At 63.7% G+C, this 20,758-nt stretch carries 22 protein-coding genes; 12 read left to right on the forward strand and 10 right to left on the reverse strand.

Annotated elements, in window-relative coordinates:
- Positions 1–177: 177 nt before the first annotated feature.
- The 5 genes from AC4GYY_RS01355 to AC4GYY_RS01375 all read right to left on the reverse strand — a co-directional run bounded on the left by AC4GYY_RS01355 (position 178) and on the right by AC4GYY_RS01375 (position 4,204).
- Positions 178–876 carry a dienelactone hydrolase family protein gene (locus tag AC4GYY_RS01355; protein ID WP_491118077.1) on the reverse strand — a complete coding sequence of 233 codons (699 nt, stop codon included), beginning with the start codon at positions 874–876 and terminating at the stop codon, positions 178–180.
- Between the two features lie 60 nt (positions 877–936).
- Entirely contained in the window at positions 937–1,758 is an 822-nt protein-coding gene (locus AC4GYY_RS01360; RefSeq protein WP_491118079.1) for an alpha/beta fold hydrolase, read from the reverse strand.
- Positions 1,759–1,780: 22 nt separating this feature from the next.
- Entirely contained in the window at positions 1,781–2,164 is a 384-nt protein-coding gene (locus AC4GYY_RS01365; RefSeq protein ID WP_491118081.1) for a DUF6130 family protein, read from the reverse strand.
- Complete coding sequence (locus AC4GYY_RS01370; RefSeq protein WP_491118083.1) at positions 2,161–3,075, reverse strand: alpha/beta fold hydrolase; 915 nt, start codon at positions 3,073–3,075, stop codon at positions 2,161–2,163. Before AC4GYY_RS01370 ends, AC4GYY_RS01365 begins: the two co-directional genes overlap by 4 nt.
- Positions 3,076–3,274: 199 nt before the next feature.
- The gene (locus AC4GYY_RS01375; RefSeq protein ID WP_491118085.1) at positions 3,275–4,204 is read right to left on the reverse strand and encodes an MBL fold metallo-hydrolase; all 930 of its coding nucleotides are present in this window, start codon (positions 4,202–4,204) and stop codon (positions 3,275–3,277) included.
- Positions 4,205–4,651: 447 nt separating this feature from the next.
- Here AC4GYY_RS01375 and tehA point away from each other — a divergent pair, with 447 nt between their 5' ends.
- Positions 4,652–5,647: a dicarboxylate transporter/tellurite-resistance protein TehA gene (tehA, locus tag AC4GYY_RS01380; RefSeq protein WP_491118087.1), complete on the forward strand. Its 996-nt coding sequence runs from the start codon at positions 4,652–4,654 to the stop codon at positions 5,645–5,647.
- 71 nt (positions 5,648–5,718) lie between these two features.
- On the opposite strand, the gene AC4GYY_RS01385 is transcribed toward tehA, so the two are convergent.
- Positions 5,719–6,156: a DUF2721 domain-containing protein gene (locus tag AC4GYY_RS01385; protein ID WP_491118089.1), complete on the reverse strand. Its 438-nt coding sequence runs from the start codon at positions 6,154–6,156 to the stop codon at positions 5,719–5,721.
- On the opposite strand from AC4GYY_RS01385, the gene AC4GYY_RS01390 reads away from it, so the two are divergent.
- The 11 genes from AC4GYY_RS01390 to AC4GYY_RS01440 all read left to right on the forward strand — a co-directional run bounded on the left by AC4GYY_RS01390 (position 6,130) and on the right by AC4GYY_RS01440 (position 13,184).
- A complete protein-coding gene (locus AC4GYY_RS01390) occupies positions 6,130–6,546 on the forward strand; it encodes a nitrile hydratase subunit alpha (protein WP_491118091.1) in 417 nt (138 codons plus the stop codon). The two genes, AC4GYY_RS01385 and AC4GYY_RS01390, sit on opposite strands and share 27 nt — an antisense overlap.
- Positions 6,543–6,878 (forward strand): hypothetical protein, encoded by a 336-nt coding sequence (locus AC4GYY_RS01395; protein ID WP_491118093.1) that lies wholly within the window; start codon positions 6,543–6,545, stop codon positions 6,876–6,878. The genes AC4GYY_RS01390 and AC4GYY_RS01395 overlap by 4 nt, the downstream gene beginning before the upstream one ends.
- A complete protein-coding gene (locus AC4GYY_RS01400) occupies positions 6,875–7,585 on the forward strand; it encodes an aquaporin (RefSeq protein ID WP_491118095.1) in 711 nt (236 codons plus the stop codon). Before AC4GYY_RS01395 ends, AC4GYY_RS01400 begins: the two co-directional genes overlap by 4 nt.
- Positions 7,582–7,989, forward strand: coding sequence for a DUF302 domain-containing protein (locus tag AC4GYY_RS01405; RefSeq protein WP_491118097.1), 408 nt, complete (start codon positions 7,582–7,584; stop codon positions 7,987–7,989). The genes AC4GYY_RS01400 and AC4GYY_RS01405 overlap by 4 nt, the downstream gene beginning before the upstream one ends.
- The gene (locus AC4GYY_RS01410; protein ID WP_491118099.1) at positions 7,986–9,044 is read left to right on the forward strand and encodes a HoxN/HupN/NixA family nickel/cobalt transporter; all 1,059 of its coding nucleotides are present in this window, start codon (positions 7,986–7,988) and stop codon (positions 9,042–9,044) included. Before AC4GYY_RS01405 ends, AC4GYY_RS01410 begins: the two co-directional genes overlap by 4 nt.
- A gap of 72 nt (positions 9,045–9,116) precedes the next feature.
- Positions 9,117–9,317 (forward strand): hypothetical protein, encoded by a 201-nt coding sequence (locus AC4GYY_RS01415; protein WP_491118102.1) that lies wholly within the window; start codon positions 9,117–9,119, stop codon positions 9,315–9,317.
- Between the two features lie 176 nt (positions 9,318–9,493).
- Complete coding sequence (locus AC4GYY_RS01420; RefSeq protein ID WP_491118104.1) at positions 9,494–10,426, forward strand: AraC family transcriptional regulator; 933 nt, start codon at positions 9,494–9,496, stop codon at positions 10,424–10,426.
- A gap of 168 nt (positions 10,427–10,594) precedes the next feature.
- Positions 10,595–11,350, forward strand: a complete 756-nt coding sequence (locus tag AC4GYY_RS01425; protein ID WP_491119267.1) for an alpha/beta fold hydrolase — start codon at positions 10,595–10,597, stop codon at positions 11,348–11,350.
- Positions 11,351–11,488: 138 nt separating this feature from the next.
- Positions 11,489–12,088, forward strand: coding sequence for a hypothetical protein (locus tag AC4GYY_RS01430; protein WP_491118106.1), 600 nt, complete (start codon positions 11,489–11,491; stop codon positions 12,086–12,088).
- 124 nt (positions 12,089–12,212) lie between these two features.
- Positions 12,213–12,656: a helix-turn-helix domain-containing protein gene (locus AC4GYY_RS01435; RefSeq protein WP_491118108.1), complete on the forward strand. Its 444-nt coding sequence runs from the start codon at positions 12,213–12,215 to the stop codon at positions 12,654–12,656.
- 96 nt (positions 12,657–12,752) lie between these two features.
- Positions 12,753–13,184, forward strand: coding sequence for a helix-turn-helix domain-containing protein (locus AC4GYY_RS01440; protein WP_491118110.1), 432 nt, complete (start codon positions 12,753–12,755; stop codon positions 13,182–13,184).
- 418 nt (positions 13,185–13,602) lie between these two features.
- Here AC4GYY_RS01440 and AC4GYY_RS01445 read toward each other — a convergent pair whose 3' ends face one another.
- From AC4GYY_RS01445 to AC4GYY_RS01460, 4 genes are all read right to left on the reverse strand, one after another.
- Positions 13,603–14,868 (reverse strand): nucleotide sugar dehydrogenase, encoded by a 1,266-nt coding sequence (locus AC4GYY_RS01445; protein ID WP_491118112.1) that lies wholly within the window; start codon positions 14,866–14,868, stop codon positions 13,603–13,605.
- A gap of 71 nt (positions 14,869–14,939) precedes the next feature.
- Positions 14,940–17,918, reverse strand: a complete 2,979-nt coding sequence (locus AC4GYY_RS01450) for a glycosyltransferase (protein ID WP_491118114.1) — start codon at positions 17,916–17,918, stop codon at positions 14,940–14,942.
- 160 nt (positions 17,919–18,078) lie between these two features.
- The gene (locus tag AC4GYY_RS01455; protein WP_491118116.1) at positions 18,079–19,692 is read right to left on the reverse strand and encodes a tetratricopeptide repeat protein; all 1,614 of its coding nucleotides are present in this window, start codon (positions 19,690–19,692) and stop codon (positions 18,079–18,081) included.
- A gap of 24 nt (positions 19,693–19,716) precedes the next feature.
- Positions 19,717–20,700 carry an NAD-dependent epimerase/dehydratase family protein gene (locus AC4GYY_RS01460; RefSeq protein WP_491118118.1) on the reverse strand — a complete coding sequence of 328 codons (984 nt, stop codon included), beginning with the start codon at positions 20,698–20,700 and terminating at the stop codon, positions 19,717–19,719.
- Between the last annotated feature and the right edge of the window lie 58 nt (positions 20,701–20,758).

The raw sequence follows: 20,758 nt of genomic DNA on the forward strand, positions 1-20,758 counted from the left end.
CCGCCGTCGGGTGATGGAAGGGTTGTTTACCGAGGGCGCCGTCTTCTACGCGCCCACTGATCGCTTTGAAGGCTGGGCGGCGACCTCCCCACGCGGCTTGGTCGCGGTATATCTCAGCGTCGTGGGTGGAAATGCTCGGGCGCCGTTGGGTTCGGCGAAAGGCTGAGCACCCAAGCCTCAACCGCGCAGCATGGCTGCCAGGAATGTCCAGGTCCGCTGGTTGGCGAGAGCCGCCGCTTTCGCGTCATAGTGGGCACCGTTGTGCCTCGAAAACGCGTGGTGACAGCCGGCATACGTGAACACCTGCACGTTCGTATGGTCTGCCATCGCTGCGGTGATCGCCCGCCGGGCGGGCTCTGGCATGAATTCGTCCTCGCCAGCCAGGTGCATCAGCGTCGGCGCGGTGATCGCGGGCGCCTCGTCGAGATACTTTTCGGTGTCGGCGCCGTGGAACGCGACGGCGGCGTCGACGTGGGTCCGCGCTGCCGTGAGAAAGGTCATGAGCCCACCCAGGCAATAGCCGAGGATTCCGACCTTGCCCGAGCCCCCGGCTGTCGACGCCGCGGCTCGCACCGCTGCGGCGATGTCGCTGACGCCTCGGTCGCGGTCATAGGCTTCATAGAGCGCGAGCCCCGTCTGCCAATCGGCTTCGGAGCGGGCGTCAAGATCGACGCCTGGCTGCTGCCGCCAGAACAGATCAGGACAGATCGCCACGAAGCCGTGTGCTGCCAGCGTGTCACAGGTCTGGCGCATGTCGTCGTTTACGCCGAACAACTCGTGGAGTACCACGATCGCGGGGGCGGGTAACGCGTTTGGCTCGGCGCGGTAGGCTGCGAAGCTGCCGTCGGCCGTGGTGATGTCGATCTGGTCGCCCATGGAGGCCCCTCAGAAGAACGAGTTTGCCCGCGCTGCCTCCTCGGCAGCGCGGGCGATTGATCAGGACTTCAGGAACTCGAGCAGGTCCTGGTTGAACCGGTCGCGATGCGTGACCATCAGGCCGTGTGGAGCCCCAGGATAGACCTTCAGGGTCGCTCCTTTGACGAGCTTGACCGTCATGCGGCCCGCGTCGTCGATGGGAACGATCTGATCGTCGTCGCCGTGGATGATCAGGGTTGGGACATCAAATCTGGCGAGGTCGTCATAGAAGATGCTTTCGGAGAACTGCTTGATGCAGTCGTACGAGCCCTTCAGGCCCGCCTGCATGGATTGGAGCCAAAAAGCGTCCTTGATACCTTGCGACACCTTCGCACTGGGGCGATTGGCACTGTAGAAGAACTCGGCGAGATCGTGATAATATTGAGACCTGTCGGTTGCGACCCCCGTGCGGATGGCGTCGAACACCTCGATCGGCAATCCGCCCGGGTTGCGCTCGGTCTTGAGCATCGTCGGCGGAATCGCAGAGACCAGCACCGCGCGCTTGACCCGGGAGGTTCCGTGTCGCCCGATATAGCGCGTCACCTCGCCGCCGCCGGTTGAGTGGCCAACGTGGGTGACATCGTGAAGATCCAGGGCGTGCACCACCGCGGCAAGGTCGTCGGCGTAGGTGTCCATGTCGTTGCCGGCCCAGGTCTGGCTCGAACGGCCGTGGCCGCGCCGGTCATGCGCGATCGCGCGGTAACCGTGCGAGGCGACGGTGAACAGTTGATCCTCCCACGCATCCGCATTCAGGGGCCAGCCGTGCGAGAACATCACGACGGGGCCAGTCCCCCAGTCCTTGTAGAAGATCTCGGCTCCGTCTTTGGTCGTGATCGTGGGCATGGCGTGTTCCTTTCTTCGTTGCTCAGGGTTGCAAATGAGGGGCAGGGTGCTCTGGCACTCGGAAGCGGATGAGGCTGTGGTCGATCACCCGGTGGGTGGGATCCGCGAGTTCGATCAGCACGCGGTGCTCGCCGGGCGGCAGCCCGACGACGACGATCGTCTCTCCGCTCGTGTCGATGAAGTGCCAGGACGCGTCGTCCACGGTCACATGGACATGCCCGATCCGAGGAGACACATCGAGTGCGCCGGCGCCGAACACCGGCACGACCCGCAAATTCTCGGTCCGGTGCTCGATGAACACGCGTCCCTGCGACAAGGGATTCGCGAGCGGCGGGTCGACGATCAGGCGCGCCGGCGGCTCGTCCGGGATCGCGACCAGCGCGGAGGCATGAGGCGCGTTGGTCACGATCTGACGAACGCTAGCAGGTCTGCGTTGAAGCGGTCGCGGTGGGTCACGGGCAGACCATGAGGAGCTCCCTGGTAGATCTTGAGCTTCGCCGCACGGATCAGTTTTTGCTGGAGCAGCGCGGAGTTGGCGATAGGGACCAACTGATCGTCGGCGCCGTGGATAATCATCGTCGGGACATCGAACCGCCTGAGATCGGACGTGAAGTCGGTCTCGGTCTGCGCCTTGATCCCGTCGTAAACGGCCTTCAGCCCCGCGGCCATGCACTGCTGCCAGAAGCTATCTCGGATACCTTGTGGGACAGACGCGCCGGGCCGGTTCGCTCCGAAGAACGGCGCACTGAGCTCGTGGTAGAACTGCGCGCGGTCGGTGGCGACGGTTCGCCGCAGATCGTCGAAAGAGGAGAGTGGCGCGCCATCGGGATTGGCCGGCGTCCGCAACCGAAGCGGCGGAATCGCGGAGACCAGCGCCGCCTTGGCGAGGCGGGAGGTCCCGTGCCGCCCGATGTAGCGGGTGATCTCTCCACCCCCCGTCGAGTGCCCGACCAGCGTGACGCCGCGGAGATTGAGCCCGTCCATGACCGTCGCCAGATCGTCGGCGTAGGTGTTGATGTCGTTGCCGCTCCAGGTCTGGCTCGAACGACCGTGACCACGACGATCGTGCGCGACGGCTCGGCAGCCGTTCGACGCGAGGAAGAACAGTTGATCTTCCCAGGCGTCCGCGTTCAGCGGCCAACCATGCGAGAGTACGACGACCGGGCCGGTGCCCCAGTCCTTGTAAAAGATCGATGCGCCGTCCGTCGTCCGAACGGTGCCTTCGCCCGGCGCAGTCGCGCGGCTGGGCGCCCGATCGGAAAGCGCGAGCGCGGGCACACCCAGGGCCCCCATGGCCATGAGGCCGGTTGCGCCCACCAGAACCCTTCTGCGTGACGTTGCCGATAAGGGGGCCGATCGGGGAAGCGGAACGGATGCCATGGAGATCCTCCTGGGGCGGGCGGCCTGTTGCCTTGATCTGTCGAAGGTACGTCGCAACGCTGGGGCGAGGTAGGAAGGCGGTACGAGCAAGCGTGAGTTGCTGCGAGCCACGCGCCGAGCGTGTATGGGGCGTCGGTCAGACGCCTTGGTATACCAGCCGCGTGAACAGCGCGCCGCTGATGACGCCGCCGCCCCATTTCGCGTCGAAGGTCGCCGTCGGCCGCGCCGCGACCACCTGGTCTACCGACCGGCCCTGCGCCTTCAAAGCCGCAACCCTGGCACGGATGGCGACAAGCATATCGCGGAAGGATGCCAGCTGCGCGCGATCGCCGATTGGGCCATGTCCCGGGATGATCAGTGTATGCGGCGTCGTCAGCGCGAGATTGACGTTTGCCGCGCGGATCGCCCCGGCGATACCTCCACCGCCCTTGTAGTCGATGAACGGGTAGATGCCGTTCCAGAACGTATCCCCGGTCTGCAGCACGTCCGCCTTCCTGAAGTAGACCGATAGGTCGCCGTCGGTGTGCCCGGGCTGGTAGTGACGGATGGCAATCGTCTCACGGCCGAGCGCCATAACCTTGTTCCGGGCCAGGATCATGGTCGGCAGATCGCGCGGGGAGACCGGTGTGAAGGTGTGCTCCCACTCGGCGATGCGAATGGTCTGGGTGAGACGGCGGCGGGCGTGCGGGTCGGCAATGATCGTTGCCCCGCTGCGTCTGAGCCAGGCATTGCCGTCGGTGTGATCCCAGTGCCAGTGGGTGTTGATGACGGTTCGAACTGGCCCTGGCCCGATCGTTCTCAGTGCGGTCACAATCTTGCTCTGGGACACGCCGATGCCGGCGTCGACCATCAAAAGGCCGTTCGGCCCCGCGAGAACACCAATGTTTCCGCCCGACCCCGAGAGCATGAACACGCCACCACGAAGCGAGTGCGCCTTGACCGGATCGGCAGCCGCCGCGGCGTTGATCGCAGCGTAGGGACTCGCCCCTTCTGCGGCTCCTGCGAGCGCGAGACCGGTACAAAGCGCAAGCGCTCGCACCTGCATCAATCTGGTGAGGGTGGTCATTCTATCACTCCGCATCTCTGTGTTGTGTGGGCAGATGCGGACTTTAAGGCGAGGACGCCCCCAGTCTGAAGCAATGTCCTGTGAGAACTTGTAAGAGGAGGGATGTGGTCAAGGATACCAGCATGATTGCCAGCCGACGACCCACAAGACCTTCGACGGTCTAACGGCATCAGGGCGCAGCATGTCGTACATCTGCATTTCCATCATTCGGAAGGCAGAATCTACGACGTCCCTAAGAGAGCCGATCCCCTTGATCCCCCAGCCGCATCATGGTGACGCGGACAGCGATCTTGGTCTCGAACAGACGCGCGAGGTGAGGCTTCTGGAGGAGGAGCTGGAGGAGTCGTTTCCGGCCAGCGACCCTCCTGCGTCAAACCGATTCGACTAATGACCTCGGCGCCAGCCAAGCGGCAGACCGGCGAAGAATGCGCGAACCCTTGGCGAGGGTTGACCTCGCGGCTCCCTGCCGTTCCCGCAGCGTTCTTCGGGATCGTCTTGGGCCTGAGCGGGCTGGCGAACAGCTGGCGCGTCGCCCATGCGGTGTGGGATTTGCCTGCCGTGGTCGGCGAGGCGATCTTCGCCGCGGCGGGCTTGGTGTGGCTGGTTGTGTCCGGGCTTTATGCCTGGAAATGGATCGGCATGCGCGAGCTCGCGCTCGCGGAAGCCGCTCATCCGGTGCACTGCTGCTTTATCGGGCTGCTTGGGGTTGCGACCGTAGCCATCGCGCAAGCCGTACTTCCTTATAGCCGCTTCGCCGCGGTGGTCTTGTTCGTCGCGGGATCTGTGTTCACTCTGGTTTTTGGCGTCTGGCGCACTGGCATTCTCTGGCAGGGCGACCGGGCGATAGAGTCGACCACGGCGGTCTTGTTTCTCCCGATCGTCGCCGGCGGTTTTGTAATTGCGATTGTCGCCGGCGCTCTCGGCTGGCACGAATGGGCGTCACTAGCGTTCGGTGCCGCATTCTTTTCCTGGTTGGCGATCGAGTCCGTAGTCCTTCACCGGCTCTACAGCGCGACGACGCTGCCACCCGCGCTTCGGCCATTCCTGGGGATCGAGCTGGCGCCGCCGACGATTGGCGCGCTCGCATATTTTGCAATGGGGGCGGGCCCCTCGATTCTCCTTCCCCAGGCGTTGGTTGGGTATGCGCTGCTGCAGGCGCTGATCCTGCTCCGGCAATGGAGGTGGATCGGAGAGCAGCCGTTCGCGCCGTCCTACTGGGCGATAACCTTCGGCGTCACGGCCTTGCCGACCGCGCTGATCAAGATCTCGACGATGTCGCCTGCTCACCCGTTCGCCGCACTCGCTGTAGGACTCTTTGTCGCCAGCAACGGCGTGATAATCTTGATAACCGTCTGGACAATAGTTTTTTCGTTACGATCCTGGCGCCGCCCGGAAAGAAATTGTACCAGTAACGAGGAACCGATCGGCGAACGGAGCGGCTAAATGCGCTCGTATTTGTCAACGAGGCGCTGCGCACCACTCGGTCTATCTAAAAGCTGAAGTCTTGTGTAGCGCTACTCAGGTCTTACCGTACGAGGATATGGCGGCTTGGCCGGCTCTCGCAGAGTACGGCCGGAGATGATTGTTTCGACGGAGAATGCGACGAGCGCGATTACGAGGCAGGCGAGTGCCCCGCCAAAGAAGCCGAAAAGCAGACGGCCATCGGCGGTATTTCTCAGCGCGCCGAAGAAGAGCGTAAGCCCTGCTGCACACGTCAAACCGCTCGCACTTGCGGCAAGCAGCACGGCGGCGTCGAGGATTCTCGATCGTAGTCGCAGCCGCTGGAGCTGATCCTGGTTTCGGATTGGATCGAGCGCGAGTAGATCGACCCGGTCGGCAATCCTGCCGAGCCGGGTCGTGAACACGTTGAGCATTGATGCGAGTCCGGTCAGCAGGAAGATCGGGGTGAGCGCGAGCTGTACGACATGAGCGGCATTGTCGAGCGTGGACACTTCGGCTCGCGGTTGTCAGAGACCGAGATCGATACAGACCTTATCGTGCTCGAGAACACGCCGTCGGTGTACAACCTGATCGTCTGTACCCTTTGCTCCTGCTACCCGCGACCTGTGCTCGGGCTTCCGCCCGACTGGTACAAGCTGAAGCCGTACCGCTCCCGTGCGGTCATCGAGCCGCGCAAGGTGTTGGCCGAGTTCGGGACGATTATCCCTGATGAAGTGGAGGTTCGGGTCAGCGATTCCACCGCGACGGTTCGATTCCTTGTCCTTCCGCAGCGGCCTGCCGGTACGGACGGCTGGTCCGAGAGCGAGTTGGCTGCGCTAGTCACCCGCGACGCGATGATCGGTGTCGTTTCCGCCACCCTTCCGAAGGAGGTCGCCCCATGAGCGTTCCCGATTTCGTCAGCCGTCTGCCCAACGACATCGGCGGACTCGACAGCGCCCCCTTCCAGCGCGTCGATCACGAGCTGGAACCGTGGGAGAAGCGCTGCCACGCGCTTGCGGACGTCCTGGACCTGCGGAAGATCATCAACACCGAGGAGAAGCGCAAGGGCGTGGAAGCGTTGGGCGAAAGTCTGATCTCGAAGCTGCCTTACTACGAACGGTGGATCGTCACTTTCGCCAACCTCAGCTTCACCAAGCACTTCTTCACGCCGACGGAACTGGCCGAAAGGATGGCGGAGGTGGAGGCGCGCTTCGCCGACGGCGAGGCTCAGTGATCGCCAACGTCGGTTCCTGCTTCCGCGAGGCCGACCCCGGCGTGCCGCTGGTGCGGCGAGCCGCGACCGAAGGTGTCGGTACGCTGCTTCTGGTGTTTGCAGCCTGCGCCGCCGGTCTGGCGGGAGCGCGGCTTGTGCCTGGTGAGCCGGGTTTGACGATCGTGCTGGTTGCGTTCGTGGTGGCCGGCGCGCTCGTTTCCCTGATCGTCGCGTTCGGCAAGCTCTCTGGAGGGCATTTCAATCCGCTGATCACGATCCTTCAGTGGCTTGCCGGCGAGCGGTCGGCGATGTGCACCATCGGCTATGTCGGCTCCCAGCTGCTCGGTGGAGCCGCAAGCGGCAGTCTGGCAGCGGCGCTCTGGCATGCCGAGCCGGCACCTTCCGCATCCGGATTGAGTTGGCACGGTGTTGCGAGCGAGTTCGTGGCCAGCGCCGGCCTGATGCTGGTCGTGTTCGGCACATCCCGGAGCGGTCGGCCCGAGACCGGGCCGTTTGCTGTCGGCGCCTGGCTTATAGCTGCAGTGATCGCAACCCCGACCGCCTCCTACGCCAACCCCGCGGTCGTCGTCGGCGCGTGGGCTTCGGCCGGCGCGGTTGCGGTCGGCGGGGGATCGGTACTGCCCTACGTTGCTGCCGAGATCGCTGGCGCGTTGCTGGCGCTCGCCGTCATCTCCCTTCTCTTCAAAACACAGGAGCGGACCCGGTGACGATCGACGGATTAGTCTCGTTTCCCAGCATTGACGGCTACGGGGAGTCGGTGTCTCGGCTCGACCGCGCTTTTGCTGCGCGCGGCATCGTCCCGATTCTCAGGCTGGATCACGCCGCCGCCGCAGCGCGCGCCGGGCTTTCGCTTCGTCCGGAGCTATTGCTGGTGTTCGGCGATCCGGCAGTCGGCACCGCGCTGATGGAAAACGTTCCGACGATCGGGATCGATTTGCCGTTGAAGCTGCTGGTCTGGGAGGATCGTGGCGGATCGGTGCGGATCCATTACAACGATCCGGTCTGGCTCGCGGCCCGGCACGGCGTCGATCCGACGGCGACTGCGCTCACCCGAATGGCAAAGCTGCTTGCCGAGCTGGCATCAACCGCCGCCGGACGGGTCAGCGCATGATCGCGCCATTCCCTTCCACGACATCGGACCGCGTCTATCGCCGCGACCTGATCGCGATCTATGTCGTCCTTGCCGCGATGAACGCTGGGGCGTGGCTGTGGGCGCTCATCATGTTCCGAGGGCAGCCGGTGCTGATCGGGGTGGCGGTGGTCGTTTATGGCCTAGGCCTGCGACACGCGGTCGACGCAGACCATATCGCCGCGATTGACAATGTCACCCGCAAGCTCTTTCAGGACGGCCCGCGATCCGCCTCGATCGGGTTCTGGTTTGCCCTAGGTCACTCATCGGTGATTCTGCTCGCCACCGCCGCGGTGGTCCTGGCCGCAGGCCGGCTGGGCAGGCTTCAGGCAGTGCGCGAGATCGGGGGTACGCTCAGCATGGCCGTCTCCGGGGTGTTCCTTCTGCTCGTCGCCGCAATGAACATCTGCATCCTCCTTGCGATTACCCGAACGATACGCCGGGTCCGTGCCGGCGAAACGGTTAAGCCGGCGGAGCTGAACGTTCTGTTCGCCGGCAACGGGCTGCTCGCGCGTCTGTTCCGGCCGTTGTTCCGGTGGATCAATCGGCCATGGCACATGGCACCGTTGGGGTTCCTGTTCGGCCTAAGCTTCGATACCGCGTCCGAGGTCGCGCTGTTCAGCATCGCGGCGACACAGGCGGGACACGGCGCTGCGCTCGCGTCGGCGCTGATCTACCCGGTCCTGTTCGCCGCCGCCATGTCGCTTCTCGACACCATTGACGGGGTGATGATGGTCAGCGCGTACCGCTGTGCAGTAGAGGACCCGCTGCGGCGCCTTTATTATAATCTCGGGATCACCTTGCTGTCGGTTGTGGTCGCCGTTTCGATCGGGACGATCCAGCTAGGCCGGATCCTATTGCAAGCGGTGGGATCGACCAATCCTCTTCGCGATCGGCTAGCGGCGTTCAGCGAGCATTCGAGCCTCATCGGGGGCGCGATCGTCGCGATGTTCATGACGGTCTGGCTCTTCTCTCTCGCCAACGGCAGGCTTACACTCGCGCTCTCGATCCCTCGCCAGGGCGGTGCCGACGCCTGATCGAACAACCGGGCGGTAGCCACACCCGACGACCAAACTTGCGAGCCTCATCACGGTGGAAGGAATGATCCGATGACCAAGACCAAAGTCGACACACCCGTTCTCTACCTCCCGGACAGCCCCAACGTTGGCGACGTGACGCTCGATGGTAACACCGGCGACTCGAAGGCGGCGGCGGCGGATCGCGCCCAGGCGGAAGACATCGCGGCCAAGGTCGCGATCGCTGACGAACTTTCGGAATACGAAATCGTGGCCGGCCGCGGCGTTCTCTAATGGCCAACTCAGGACTCACCCGCGGGCCGAAGCCGATGACGATCGTAATTCGCGGTGCGGCGTTGGCCGCGGTGATCAAGGCCAAGACTTAGAAGAATTCCCCAACGCGATAGATCCGTCGCGCTTTTGTGCTAACCTTGGCTTTGCCGTCCCGAGCCGAGTAGCATGACTGGCCGATGATCGTCCACCAGCCCTCGACCCTTGCAACCATCGACGATGCCCGTCGCAACCTGACCGCCGGGCCGCCCATGGCGACTCTGAACGGTCGAAGCTGGCATGGCGTCGCCATCGATGAACTCTCGGCCTACGCGGTCAGCAACATGGCGGTCGGGCCGCGTGACCATCACCTCCTCGCCATCAATCTCGGCGACCATGCTTACGTGCGCGCCCAGCGTTGCGGCCGAATGTACGAGAGCGCCGGGCGATCGGGGGAGGCGGCGATCGTTCCCGCCGGAGAAGCCTCCGTTTGGGACGGCAACGTCCCCCAGCACATCACGGTGCGCATCCCCACGTCGGCGATCGTCGACGCCGCCGATGCGATCGGTCGAAGCCGCGCCCACAATGCCGCTGTTGCGAACGAGTTCTGGCTCTGCGACCCCTTCATCGCGGGTCTCGCGACGATCCTGCGGCTAGAGATCGCCCGCGCCCCGCACCCGGGCCAGGCCGTGCTCATGGAGTCGCTGGTCACCGCTCTCCTTCTTCACCTCGTCCGGGGATACACGGGCTCGCCCTGGCGGAACGAGCCGCCGCCGACGGGTGTCGCGCCGGCTGCGCTGCGGCGGGCGCTGAACTATATCGAAGATCAACCCCTCGGCAGGGTGACGCTGGACGAACTGGCGGACGCCGCCGGGCTCAGCCGGTTTCACTTCAGCCGCGTGTTCTGGAAGCACTGGGGCGTAAGACCCGCGGCATACGTCGAACGATCTCGACTGGAGCGAGCCAAGGCGATGATCCGCGTGGGGGAGCTGTCGCTCGCGGACATCGGCTATGCTGTCGGCTTTGCGGACCAGAGTCATTTCACCCGCCGGTTCCGTCGTCAGGAGGGATGCAGGCCGGCGCAATACGCTCGCGAGTACGCCTTCAACGGGGTACCGAAGCGACGCGGTTGATCGAGGAGCAAGGATCGTCCAGCCAACGCACGGATCTTCAAGCCGCGGCCTACCACGCTGACTAGCATCCCGGCCAGTTCACGCGCTGCAAGGGGGTCCGACATGCCGACGGTGACGACCGAAGACGGTACCGAAATCTTCTACAAGGACTGAGGGACGGGGCAGCCGCTGGTCTTCCACCACGGCTGGCCGCTCAGCGCCGACGACTGGGACAGCCAGATGATGTTCTTCCTGGCGCAGGGCTACCGTGTGATCGCGCACGATCGGCGCGGGCACGGCAGGTCGACCCAGACTGCGAGCGGCCACGACATGGACACCCATGCCGCCGACGCATTCGCGGTCGTCGAGGCGCTGGGCCTCACTGACGCAGTCCATATCGGCCACTCGACCGGCGGCGGCGAGGTGACCCGTTACGTGGCGACCTATGGCAGGGGGCGCGTCGCGAAGGCGGTGCTGATCAGCGCGATCCCACCGACCTTTATGCAGTCCGAGCGCAACCCGGACGGAGTGCTCAAGGCCGTCGTCGACGGCATTCGTGACGGGACCGCCAATCACCGCTCTCAATTCTACGAGGACATCACCATCCCCTTCTATGGGTACAGCCGCCCGGAAGCGGTGGTTTCGGAAGGCATCCGGCGAAACTGGTGGCGCCAGGGGATGATGGGGGCCGCCATCGCCCAGTGGGAGTGCGTCCGCGTGCTCTCCGAGACCGAGTTCTTCGACGACCTCGCCGCCATCGAGGTTCCGGTGCTCGTCATGCACGGCGAGGAGGATCAGATCTGCCCGTTCCCGACCACCGGCACCCGCTCCGTGAAGCTGCTCAAGAACGGAACCTTGATCTCCTACCCCGGCCTCCCGCACGGGATGCCCACAACCCATGGCGACATGATCAACAAGGATCTCCTAGCGTTCATCCGGGGCTGAACGAGCGCGGTAGAGCTTGACGAGCGGAACACCTGCGCCAGGCGGCTCGGACCCAATGGCGGACACTCAGCGCTATCTCGACCGATCCCGGAAGCAACCGCTCATTTAGATGGGTGGCTGACCGCTCCGGATAACTCGATGAGTGACGGGATCGGCGACCAATGCTCCCGCAAGCAGCACGTGATTGCTGAACGTGCGTGCACGTCTTTCCGCGGCACCTCGGGCTCGGTAGGATGCTCATATCCCGACGTGCGGACGGGGGCGGAGATGGCGCGTTTTGTTCACTCGAGCGACCTGCACCTCGGTAAGCGCTTCGGCAACTTCTCGGGCGATCTCCCGAGCCGGCTCCCGGGAGGCCCGTCACGCGGTCATCGCCAAGCTGGCGGACCACGCACGCCAGCATGGCGCGGACGCAATCCTGCTTGCCGGGGATACGTTCGACACGGAGAAGCACAGGAGCGCCGCCATGCGGCGGTCCAGGCTGGACGCGCTACCGAGCCCGAGCGCCTGGCTGCGAAGGAGAAGTTCGTCGCCGCGGAGACGCTGCTGGCGAAGCTCGAGACGCGAACCCAGCAGATCGACGCAATCCTCGGATCGGTTGCGGATCGGGACGCGCGCGGACTCTATCTGAGAAAGCTGCTCGATCAACGCGAGGAGGTCATGCCCGAGGCACAGCGGACGGTCGAGAGGCTTTATGGCACGAATCGTGCAGGCCGAGCACCGGCCGATGGCTGCTGAGCCGGTCAAGTGAGATTGGAAGGTCCATGGTCAAGAGCAGCTCGGCTGCTGCAACCACCAGCATCGGCATGAGGTAGCACCTTCGGCATGGCAATCAACGGTTGAGTTTGATAATCGCGGGCTCATGGGCATTGGAAGTCGCATTCAGGCGCGTTTGACCGAGCTGGAGATGAGCCACACGGACCTCGCCCGGAAGGCTGGTCTTGCGCGAAGTACCGTTCACCACCTGGTGAACGGACGGAACCGATCATCGGCTCATCTTCACCGCATCGCGCGGGCGTTGAGTACTACCGCGAGCTATTTAGAGGGTGAGATCGAGGATCCGAATGAAGATGCGTCAGCGCCGACACCTGAATCGGTTATTCAGCTCTTAGCTCTGCCCGTCGCCCTACCTGCCGAACCTCGGCTGGCTGACGCCTTCAGGGCTTTGATCGCGGTGGCGGGACGTAAGAGTGAGGATGAACTTGCCCACTTGCTGGCGCGGAGTTTACCCGCGCTCCTGCAGGTCCCTGAGGATGCATTCTGGCATTCGCAAGCGTTTGAGCTGCCCGACGACGAGGATGGATAAAAGCCGGAAGGCGGCAGCGACGGGATTCACAGACGTACGTTCGGTCGAACGCTCATCCAAATGATGATAGAATAGTCGGGTAGGATTGTGAGACTAATGATTATCGCTTCGAGAGTTCAGTCAAGGTTATCTGAGATGGGCATCACGCAAAGCGAACTTGGTCGGCGGGTCGGAGTCACTGCGGGGACGATCAATGCGCTTGTTCGGGGAAAGTCACGGGCCTCCACTCATCTGCCGCGCCTTGCGCGCGCTTTGAATACAACGACTGCGTATCTTGAAGGCGAGACCGACGATCCTGTTAGGAGCCTGGCGGCCGAACCTGCGGTTCGGGTCGTGCAGCATCTCGTTCTGCCAGTCGCGCTACCGGCTGAGGACGCGTTGGCTCACGCTTTCAAAAGAGTCCTTTCGGCTTCCCGCGGCTTAAGCGAGGACGAACTTGCTAACATCCTCGCCAAACGTCTGCCAACGATTCTTAAAGTTGCAAAAGACGGCCTCAACGAACCGCATTCACGGCAGGATCTCTCTTAGCGGCCAGTACCAACTTCGGGAGACTGCCTATTATCGCGAAGCATCTTCGTCTGCCGATCGCGCGCCTTTTGAAGACGCGCTGAATAATTCGCGCCCGTGCTCACAATGTGGCTCAAGTATGCAATCAAGGAAAGGCGCGAGCGCGTTGATGTTAATCGTTAATCCTGGTTTAGAATGAAGGCTTATCTTAGTTCACGCTTGGGTCTTGAGGATTGCAACATGATTATCATAATAGTGGCCTTTGCTACTTGGTTCTTCATAAGCGTAAGTGCGGCTCTTATCATCGGCGCAGTAATCAATGAACGAGATAGGAGCGGGTAGCCTCCTTGGCTCAGAAGTTATCGCGTTAGTTCTGCTGAGCATCACTGCGTCTAGGAAAGGTAAGAAATATTTCGCCATCCTAATCGAGTTAACTAGGCTACAAAGTCCATACATCGCCTCCTTCAAAATCATGGTGGCGCCACGTGCCTTTTAGATCGGCGATAAGTCCGCCTTTGTTAATAAGCTCTCCGATAATCACGGGGTCAAGGCGGCAATAAGCCTCGTGCGCGACGGCGCTAACGACGACATCAAACTTGTCATTAAACGCCTCATTATCGAGTCGAACATTGTACTCACGAAGCGCCTCGCTTGCATCCGCGAGTGGATCATGAACGGTGACATTATGCCCAAGCCATTCAAGCCGGCGAACAACATCAATCACTTTTGAGTTCCTAAGATCTGGAACATTCTCCTTAAAGGTGAGGCCCAGAATCAGTACCCGGCCTGCACGCCCTTGGCGAAGAGTGTGGATGTGGTCGGCGATCCAAGCTCCCATCCCATCGTTGAGCGAACGTCCGGCGAGGATCACACGCGGCTCGTGCCCCAGCTGCTCGGCGAGATGGGAAAGATAGAAGGGATCGACCCCGATGCAGTGCCCGCCGACTAGTCCAGGTCGGAAATCGAGAAAGTTCCATTTCGTTTTGGCAGCGTCGAGAACGTCCCATATCGAAAGGTCGATAGCCGAAAAGATCCGAGTTACTTCGTTGATGAACGCAATGTTGATGTCGCGCTGTGCGTTCTCTATCACTTTCGCTGCTTCGGCGGCCTTGATCGACGCGGCAGCGAACGTCCCTCCGCTCGTCATCGTCGCATACATGTCGGCTAGGCGGCGGGTGACCTCCGGGTTCTCGCCCGCAACCACCTTGGTTATGCGGTCGACCGTATGCTCACGGTCACCAGGATTGATGCGCTCGGGAGAATAGCCAAGGAAGAAGTCGGCGCCACGCCTAAGTCCGGAGACTTCCTCAAGCAGCGGGCTGCAGACGTCCTCGGTAACGCCGGGATAGACCGTGCTCTCATAGACGACGATCGCGCCGCCGCCCGGGGCGAGAAGCGAGCCGACCGTCTTCGTGGCGCTGATCACCGGGCGCAGGTCCGGCCGGTTCACCGCGTCGACCGGAGTGGGAACCGTCACGATGAAGACGTCGGCGCCGCGCGCCTCCTCCGGGTCATCGGTCAGCGTGATCGACGAAGCACGCAGCTTCTCTTCATCGATCTCGTTGGTACGGTCGTGTCCTTGCCTGAGTTCGTCGATACGCGCGCGATCAGTGTCAAGCCCGACCACCTGATATGTTCTCGCCAGTGCGATAGCCAGAGGGAGTCCCACATAACCCAAGCCGACGACGACAATCCTCAGATGCACTCTCGAACTCCTGACGTAGACATATAGGTCGCCCGGGTGCGACTCGGCTCACGTCAGTCACGGACATAGCGTCAATGTGCCTCGATGCCAGTTCCCGATTGCGCATCCGCGCTCCCGAAGCCGTAAAGTCGTAGGATTCGCGCGACTGCGGTCGCTGCGCCGAAGCGGTCGTGGACGAACCGAGGGGCCGCAGCGGCGGCGGCAGCATACCAACCACGATCGAGCAGTGCTCCGGCGACCGCATCGCCAAGAGCCTGGGGCTGCGCGTCAGCATCAAGCAAGCGCCCCGTCACATCAGGCAACAACGTCTCGCGGGCACCACCAACCTCGGTCGAGATCACGGGTATGCCGAAATGCTGCGCCTCGATCAGCATGTTGGGGAGGCCCTCGCGATCCGAAGTCAGCAGCACGATGTCCATCGCACGATACCAGTTGCCCACATCGTTGACGATGCCCGGCAGATGGAGCCGATCGGCGAACCCCTCGGCCTCAGCAAATGCAACCATTGCGTCACGCAGCTCGCCGTCCCCCACGATAAGAAAATGAGCATCGGGCACCTGCGCCAGCGCCGCCTTCGCCGCCGCTAGCCACAGCAGCGGGCGCTTGACCCGCTGGAAACGGAAGGCGGCGCCCACAATTGGGGCACCCTCCGGGATGCCCAGCTCACGACGCAGCGGCAGGTTGCGCTCGGCAGGGCCAAGCGCAGTGAAATCGACCGTATTGTGGACGAGGTGAAAGCGGCCCGCGTCGTCGCGCCCAGTCCAAGCGCGATCACTTTCAAGTCCGGGACCGGAATTATTGATAAAGGCGAAGCCTCGGTGGTCGAGCAGCCGACGATAGGCGTGACGCATCGGACGGACCGTGGCGAGGGCTTGCGGGGGCTGAATGGCCCAATGATCGGGCGAAAGCGAACCGCGGTGGAGAAAAAAGCGAGGTACGCCGGCCAGCACGCAGGCGAGCGCCGCTCCGAAAAAGTCTTGGCGGATGTGAACGACTGCCGGCCGCAGCTCCCAAAGCAGCGGCACCAGCTGAAGGATCGCGCTGACGACCCGTGTCGGCAGTTGGGCCAACGCGATCGCAACCGGCGAACCCGGGGCATCCCCGACAATCGCCAGAACCGCGTCGACGTCGAGTGGACGATCGCCGAAGACGTGATAGGGTACCCCCAATGCGACGACCTGCGGCAAAAAGAACGCCTTCGGTTCGGGAGTCACAGCGCGGACGAGGAGGGTCTGCCGAGCGATGCTCGGCTCTTTACAGAGCGCGCCGATCACCGACACTGCCTGCCGCTCGCTGCCGCCGGATGCGAGACTGCTTACGATGGTCACGAGGCTTGCGGGATTGGGATCGTATGGCGGGGTTGGCGATCGATCAAAGATCGTGTCGATCAGTACCTCAGGATACAGTGCGTGGGACGCGATCGGGAGCTGCGTGGCAAGATCGCGCACGGCGTTCAGGCGCGCGTAGACGTTCTGGGCGAGGATCGGCGGATCAATCGTCGGCAGTGCGGCCGCTGCGGCGCCCCAATGTCCGAAGCGGGTGTCGAGCAGCGCTCGCTCGGCATGGAACGAAACCGGCCCATCCGGATACCTTAATGCCCCCAACTCGAGAAGCGCGCGCGCCTTGGTGTGATCGAACTGTGACCAGGCGATCACGGCTTGAAGCCAGAGCGCCAGCGCCGGCGGAATGGCGGGATCGATCGCCGCGTCGGCGAGCGGCCCAGCATCGCTCCAGCGCCACGCGCGAGCGATCACGATACGCATCGCGTCGATGATCCGGGTGGGCTCGATAGCACCGCGGCGTAGCGTCCCATCAAGGAGGCCGAGTGCAATCGGATAGAAGGACCGGGTGACGCGCATCGGGTAGAGCGCGCGCAACGCGAGAACGGCAATCCGGATATCCAAGCTCTTCTGAACCGCGGCGAGCCAGAAGGTGCTGGTTCGCTCGTCGTCTCCCAGAGAAGCGAGCGCGGCGCCGGCTACGCCGACATCCTTCGCTTGGGCGTCCGGCGATCGGGCGAGGCGCAACGCCAAGGCCTCTGCAGCGCCGCCGTCTCCAGCTTCGACCGCCAAAGCGAGCGCGGCGTCCCAGACCGCAACCGCATGCCGGGACCCGGCCCCCGCGAACAACTGGACCCCCGCCGCGAGGTCGCCGAGCTCGCGGCAGCGCGCCGCGATCCGACCCGCCAACTCGGGCGCGGCGTCCAGGATCGCGTCGAGAGCGCTTGCCAGATCTCCCGGCAGCGCCGCGGCCACATAACGATCTAGGAACTGCCGCGCCGTCCCATGCGCAGGATGGCGGGACGAGTGCGTCGTGAGAGCGCGGAGCGCCGCCGTGAGATCCGGATTCAACTTCTCCTGCGCCGCCTCGGACTGGTCCTCGTGTATACTCGACGTGATTACCGCGATTATCCGCGCGACCTGCCGCAGCGCCGGCGACCCCTCACCGTCCTGTTCCAGGAGACTTACCGCTTCGCGCGCGGAGGTAAGGATCGCCGCTGCCGGTTCGTGCGTGACGGTTTCCAGCATCCGCTCGGCCAGGCGGTCGCGTAGCGTCACATTCAAAGCGCAATCGACAAGCAGCGCCGCCGCGCCGGCATAGTCGTCAGCTTCGATGAGCCCCTCGACCAGCGCCCGAGCAACAGTCTCGTTCCCGGGCATTAGCTTGTGATAGTGAGCCAGCAACGGCACCGCAGCGGCGAGGTCGCCGAGCTCCATGGAACGGCGGACGAAGAACTCGAAGGTCTGAGGCTCGTGCAGCTTGGCCGGGCGATAGCCGCGGACGAAATCCAGCATCAATGCGTACCGTCCGGTGCTCCAGATCGCGATCAGCGCGCGCCGCAGCGGCAGATCAGTGCGCCGAAGCCGGCGGCTCAGCCAATGCGCATAGCGATCGACGAGAGCCCCATTTCCCGATCGGTCGAGCGAACGAAACAGCCGCTTGCCTTCGCTCGGATTGAGTTCGCGCATCTTGCGCAGGCGGCGGAGAGCAAATGCGACAGTCGGCGCATGGCCTACGCTGCCGGCAATCTGCAGGACTTGGCCGAGCAACTCCTGGAGCTCGTCTCGGGCGGTGGAGGCGACCGCGGCGCGGACGAGGTCATGCGCTTGACGCCGATCGCCGGCCGTAGCGAAGATTAGGCGTGCTTCCTCGACCAGAAGCGAGCCGGTTATCGCGGGGGAGTGCCGGTTCGACAAGGGCCTCAGCAATTCAGGTTGGCAGCTGGTCGCGGTCGGTGGCTCCGTCCGCGCGACGTGCCTTCAAGACGGCGTCTCGCAGGGCCGCAACCGCTTCGTCCGGAGCGCCGAGCTCGACGGCGCGGCGTGCAGCCGCCTCCGCTGCGTCAAGATCGAGGATCGCCAGATGGTGGCGAGCAACCTCAACGTGGAGCGCGGCATCATCGCTCGCCGCCGCCGCCGCGCTCCAGGCCCGAGTCGCGAGGGCAGACTGTCGCGTCTTCATTGCGCTTTTTGCGAGAAGACGTTGAAAGTCGGGAGCGTCGGCCATCACAAGTCGCCCGGCTACGCCGTCTGCAACGACACGGTCATGGTCGCCTGCCTTATAGGCTTCGCGCATGTCCTTCATCAGATAGCGCCCGACCTGTTCAAGGCGCCGACGCGCGTCGGCGTATTCAAGTGTGTCCACGGGCACCGCGGAGAACAATGCGGCCGCATCGCGCGTCCGCCCATCCGCCATCGCGGCACGTCCCCGGTGAAGGAGTTCGCGGGCAACGCGAGAATACCGTGCCTCTGCATCGGGATGGCCCGGAAAGCGCACGAGAACGTCGCGCCAGGCGGCGATCGCCTCGACCGGGGAGTCGAGCGCTTCGAGCGTACGCGCCAATCCTACGAGCGCCACCTCGTCAGAGGGATCCATGGCCAAGACAGCGCGCCAGACGTCGGCGGCCACGGCCGCCTCGTCCGCCTTCACCAGCGCTTCGGCATAATCTGCGCGCACCGCAGCGTCGCGCGGCGAGAGGCGATAGAGCGCGCGCTTGATAGCCAGCGCTTCGTCCGTGTCACCGCTACGTGCTGCCATCTTCGCGCGTGTGATCGCAGCCGCCATGATGCGATCCACGCTACGCCGCGCGAGAACATCGTTGGGCGTGGCGAGGAGGACGCAGCGAAAATCGAGATATGAACCCATCCAATCTCCACTTCGCTCTCGCCGGACCGCCCGGACCAGCAGCGCCTCGGCCGAGCGCGCGATGTCGCCAGGCGGGGCAAGTCCTACCTCGACGAGCGCGGCGGCGCCGAGGAGGTGAGTGCGAAGATCATTGACCTCGGCATCGGCGAGATGCGCCTGAAGGTAGATCGGAAGTTCGGCCGCGAGATCGCGGCAGAGCGCGGCAGCGTCGTCCAGCTGATCGCGATCGAGCAGCGTCGCGAGCGCCGGGCCGACCGCCGCGGGATCGCTGCGCGCGAGCTTCGCGAGCGTCGCGGCCGCCGCGAGAGCTGCCGCTTCGTTCCCGATGCGAGCCTGGGCACGGCTTGCCTGACGCCAGCCTTCAACGAATTCCGGCCGGATCTCGGTAAGAAGCGTCCAGGCGCGCGCAGCACCCCGGTTGTCCTTGAGCTTGTTGTATGCCTTGCCGAGGTTGGCGACGACTTCTGGGTGCAGGATGTTAAGGGCGAGATAAACTTCGGCTAGATCGCGGATCGCCTCCCAATCGCCCTCGCGCGCAGCAACACGGACGCGCCAGAACAGGAGCTCGGCCGAGCGGGGATGATGCTCTTCTGCCTCGCGGAGGATGTCGCCGCTGCTCGTGAAGTCGCCTGCCTCGTACGCAGCGCGCGCGCGCGCGAGCGCTCCCTTAAGCTCCATATTCCTCTCCCGCCCCCGCGAGGCTCAGCCGCCGATCCGATGATAGTCCTTGTACCATGCAACGAAGCGAGGGATGCCAATCCCCATTGGTGTGGTCGGTACGAAGCCGTGATCGTGGCGGATGGCGGTGATGTCGGCATAGGTCGACGGCACGTCGCCGGGTTGCATCGGCTCAAAACGGCGTTCCGCCCTTCGGCCGACCGCCTCCTCCAGCACGTCGATCATCCGAAGCAAAGGCTCGGGATTGTTGTTACCGATGTTGTAAACGCGGTGCGGCGGGGCATGTCCTTCGTCAGCGGGCGGACGGTCGGTCACCGCGACGACGCCGGTGACGATGTCGTCGATGTAGGTGAAGTCGCGGCTCATTTCGCCGTGATTGAACACGCTGATCGGCTCGCCCGCTAGGATCGCCTTGGTGAACAGCCACATCGCCATGTCGGGCCGTCCCCATGGACCGTAGACCGTGAAAAACCGTAGGCCGGTGAGCGGGATCCGGAAGAGGTGGGCGTAGACGTTGCCCATCAACTCGTCGGCCTTCTTCGTCGCGGCATAGAGCGAGATCGGCCTGTCGACGCGGTCCTCCTCCGAAAACGGAAGCTTCGTGTTGCCGCCATAGACCGAAGACGAAGAAGCGTAGCTCATTGACTTCAGCCCGTCGAGACTGCGGGCGTATTCGAGCATGTTGACCTGACCAGTCAGATTCGACTCGACATAGGCCTGAGGATTGGTGAGCGAATACCTCACTCCGGCCTGTGCGGCGAGATGGATTATATGAGTGATGGGATGCGGCGCCAGCGCCACCTTCAGCTGCGCAGCATCCGCGATGTTGACCTGGGCGAACGTGAAGCCGGGGCGCTCGGTCAGCCGCGCGAGCCGATCCTTCTTCAGCTGCACATCGTAATAGGCGTTAAGGCTGTCGATCCCCACAACCTGCTCGCCACGATCGAGCAGGCGGTGGGCGACGTGGCTTCCGATAAAGCCGGCCGCACCGGTAACGAGATAGGTCAATTCAGTCTCCACTTCGCGCCCGAACGGGCTCCAGCTTCGGCTCGATCCGTGAAGACCG

It is taken from the genome of Sphingomonas sp. SP6 (assembly GCF_058313435.1).

Excerpts from the sequence above, each read along its gene's own strand:
- AC4GYY_RS01415 (WP_491118102.1), top strand. The coding sequence starts at position 9,117 with ATGACCAAGACCAAAGTCGACACACCCGTTCTCTACCTCCCGGACAGC.
- AC4GYY_RS01375 (WP_491118085.1), bottom strand. The coding sequence starts at position 4,204 with ATGACCACCCTCACCAGATTGATGCAGGTGCGAGCGCTTGCGCTTTGT.
- AC4GYY_RS01410 (WP_491118099.1), top strand. The coding sequence starts at position 7,986 with ATGATCGCGCCATTCCCTTCCACGACATCGGACCGCGTCTATCGCCGC.
- AC4GYY_RS01390 (WP_491118091.1), top strand. The coding sequence starts at position 6,130 with ATGAGCGGCATTGTCGAGCGTGGACACTTCGGCTCGCGGTTGTCAGAG.
- AC4GYY_RS01435 (WP_491118108.1), top strand. The coding sequence starts at position 12,213 with ATGGGCATTGGAAGTCGCATTCAGGCGCGTTTGACCGAGCTGGAGATG.
- AC4GYY_RS01455 (WP_491118116.1), bottom strand. The coding sequence starts at position 19,692 with ATGGAGCTTAAGGGAGCGCTCGCGCGCGCGCGCGCTGCGTACGAGGCA.
- AC4GYY_RS01420 (WP_491118104.1), top strand. The coding sequence starts at position 9,494 with ATGATCGTCCACCAGCCCTCGACCCTTGCAACCATCGACGATGCCCGT.
- AC4GYY_RS01360 (WP_491118079.1), bottom strand. The coding sequence starts at position 1,758 with ATGCCCACGATCACGACCAAAGACGGAGCCGAGATCTTCTACAAGGAC.
- AC4GYY_RS01395 (WP_491118093.1), top strand. The coding sequence starts at position 6,543 with ATGAGCGTTCCCGATTTCGTCAGCCGTCTGCCCAACGACATCGGCGGA.
- AC4GYY_RS01430 (WP_491118106.1), top strand. The coding sequence starts at position 11,489 with ATGAGTGACGGGATCGGCGACCAATGCTCCCGCAAGCAGCACGTGATT.
- AC4GYY_RS01440 (WP_491118110.1), top strand. The coding sequence starts at position 12,753 with ATGATTATCGCTTCGAGAGTTCAGTCAAGGTTATCTGAGATGGGCATC.
- AC4GYY_RS01355 (WP_491118077.1), bottom strand. The coding sequence starts at position 876 with ATGGGCGACCAGATCGACATCACCACGGCCGACGGCAGCTTCGCAGCC.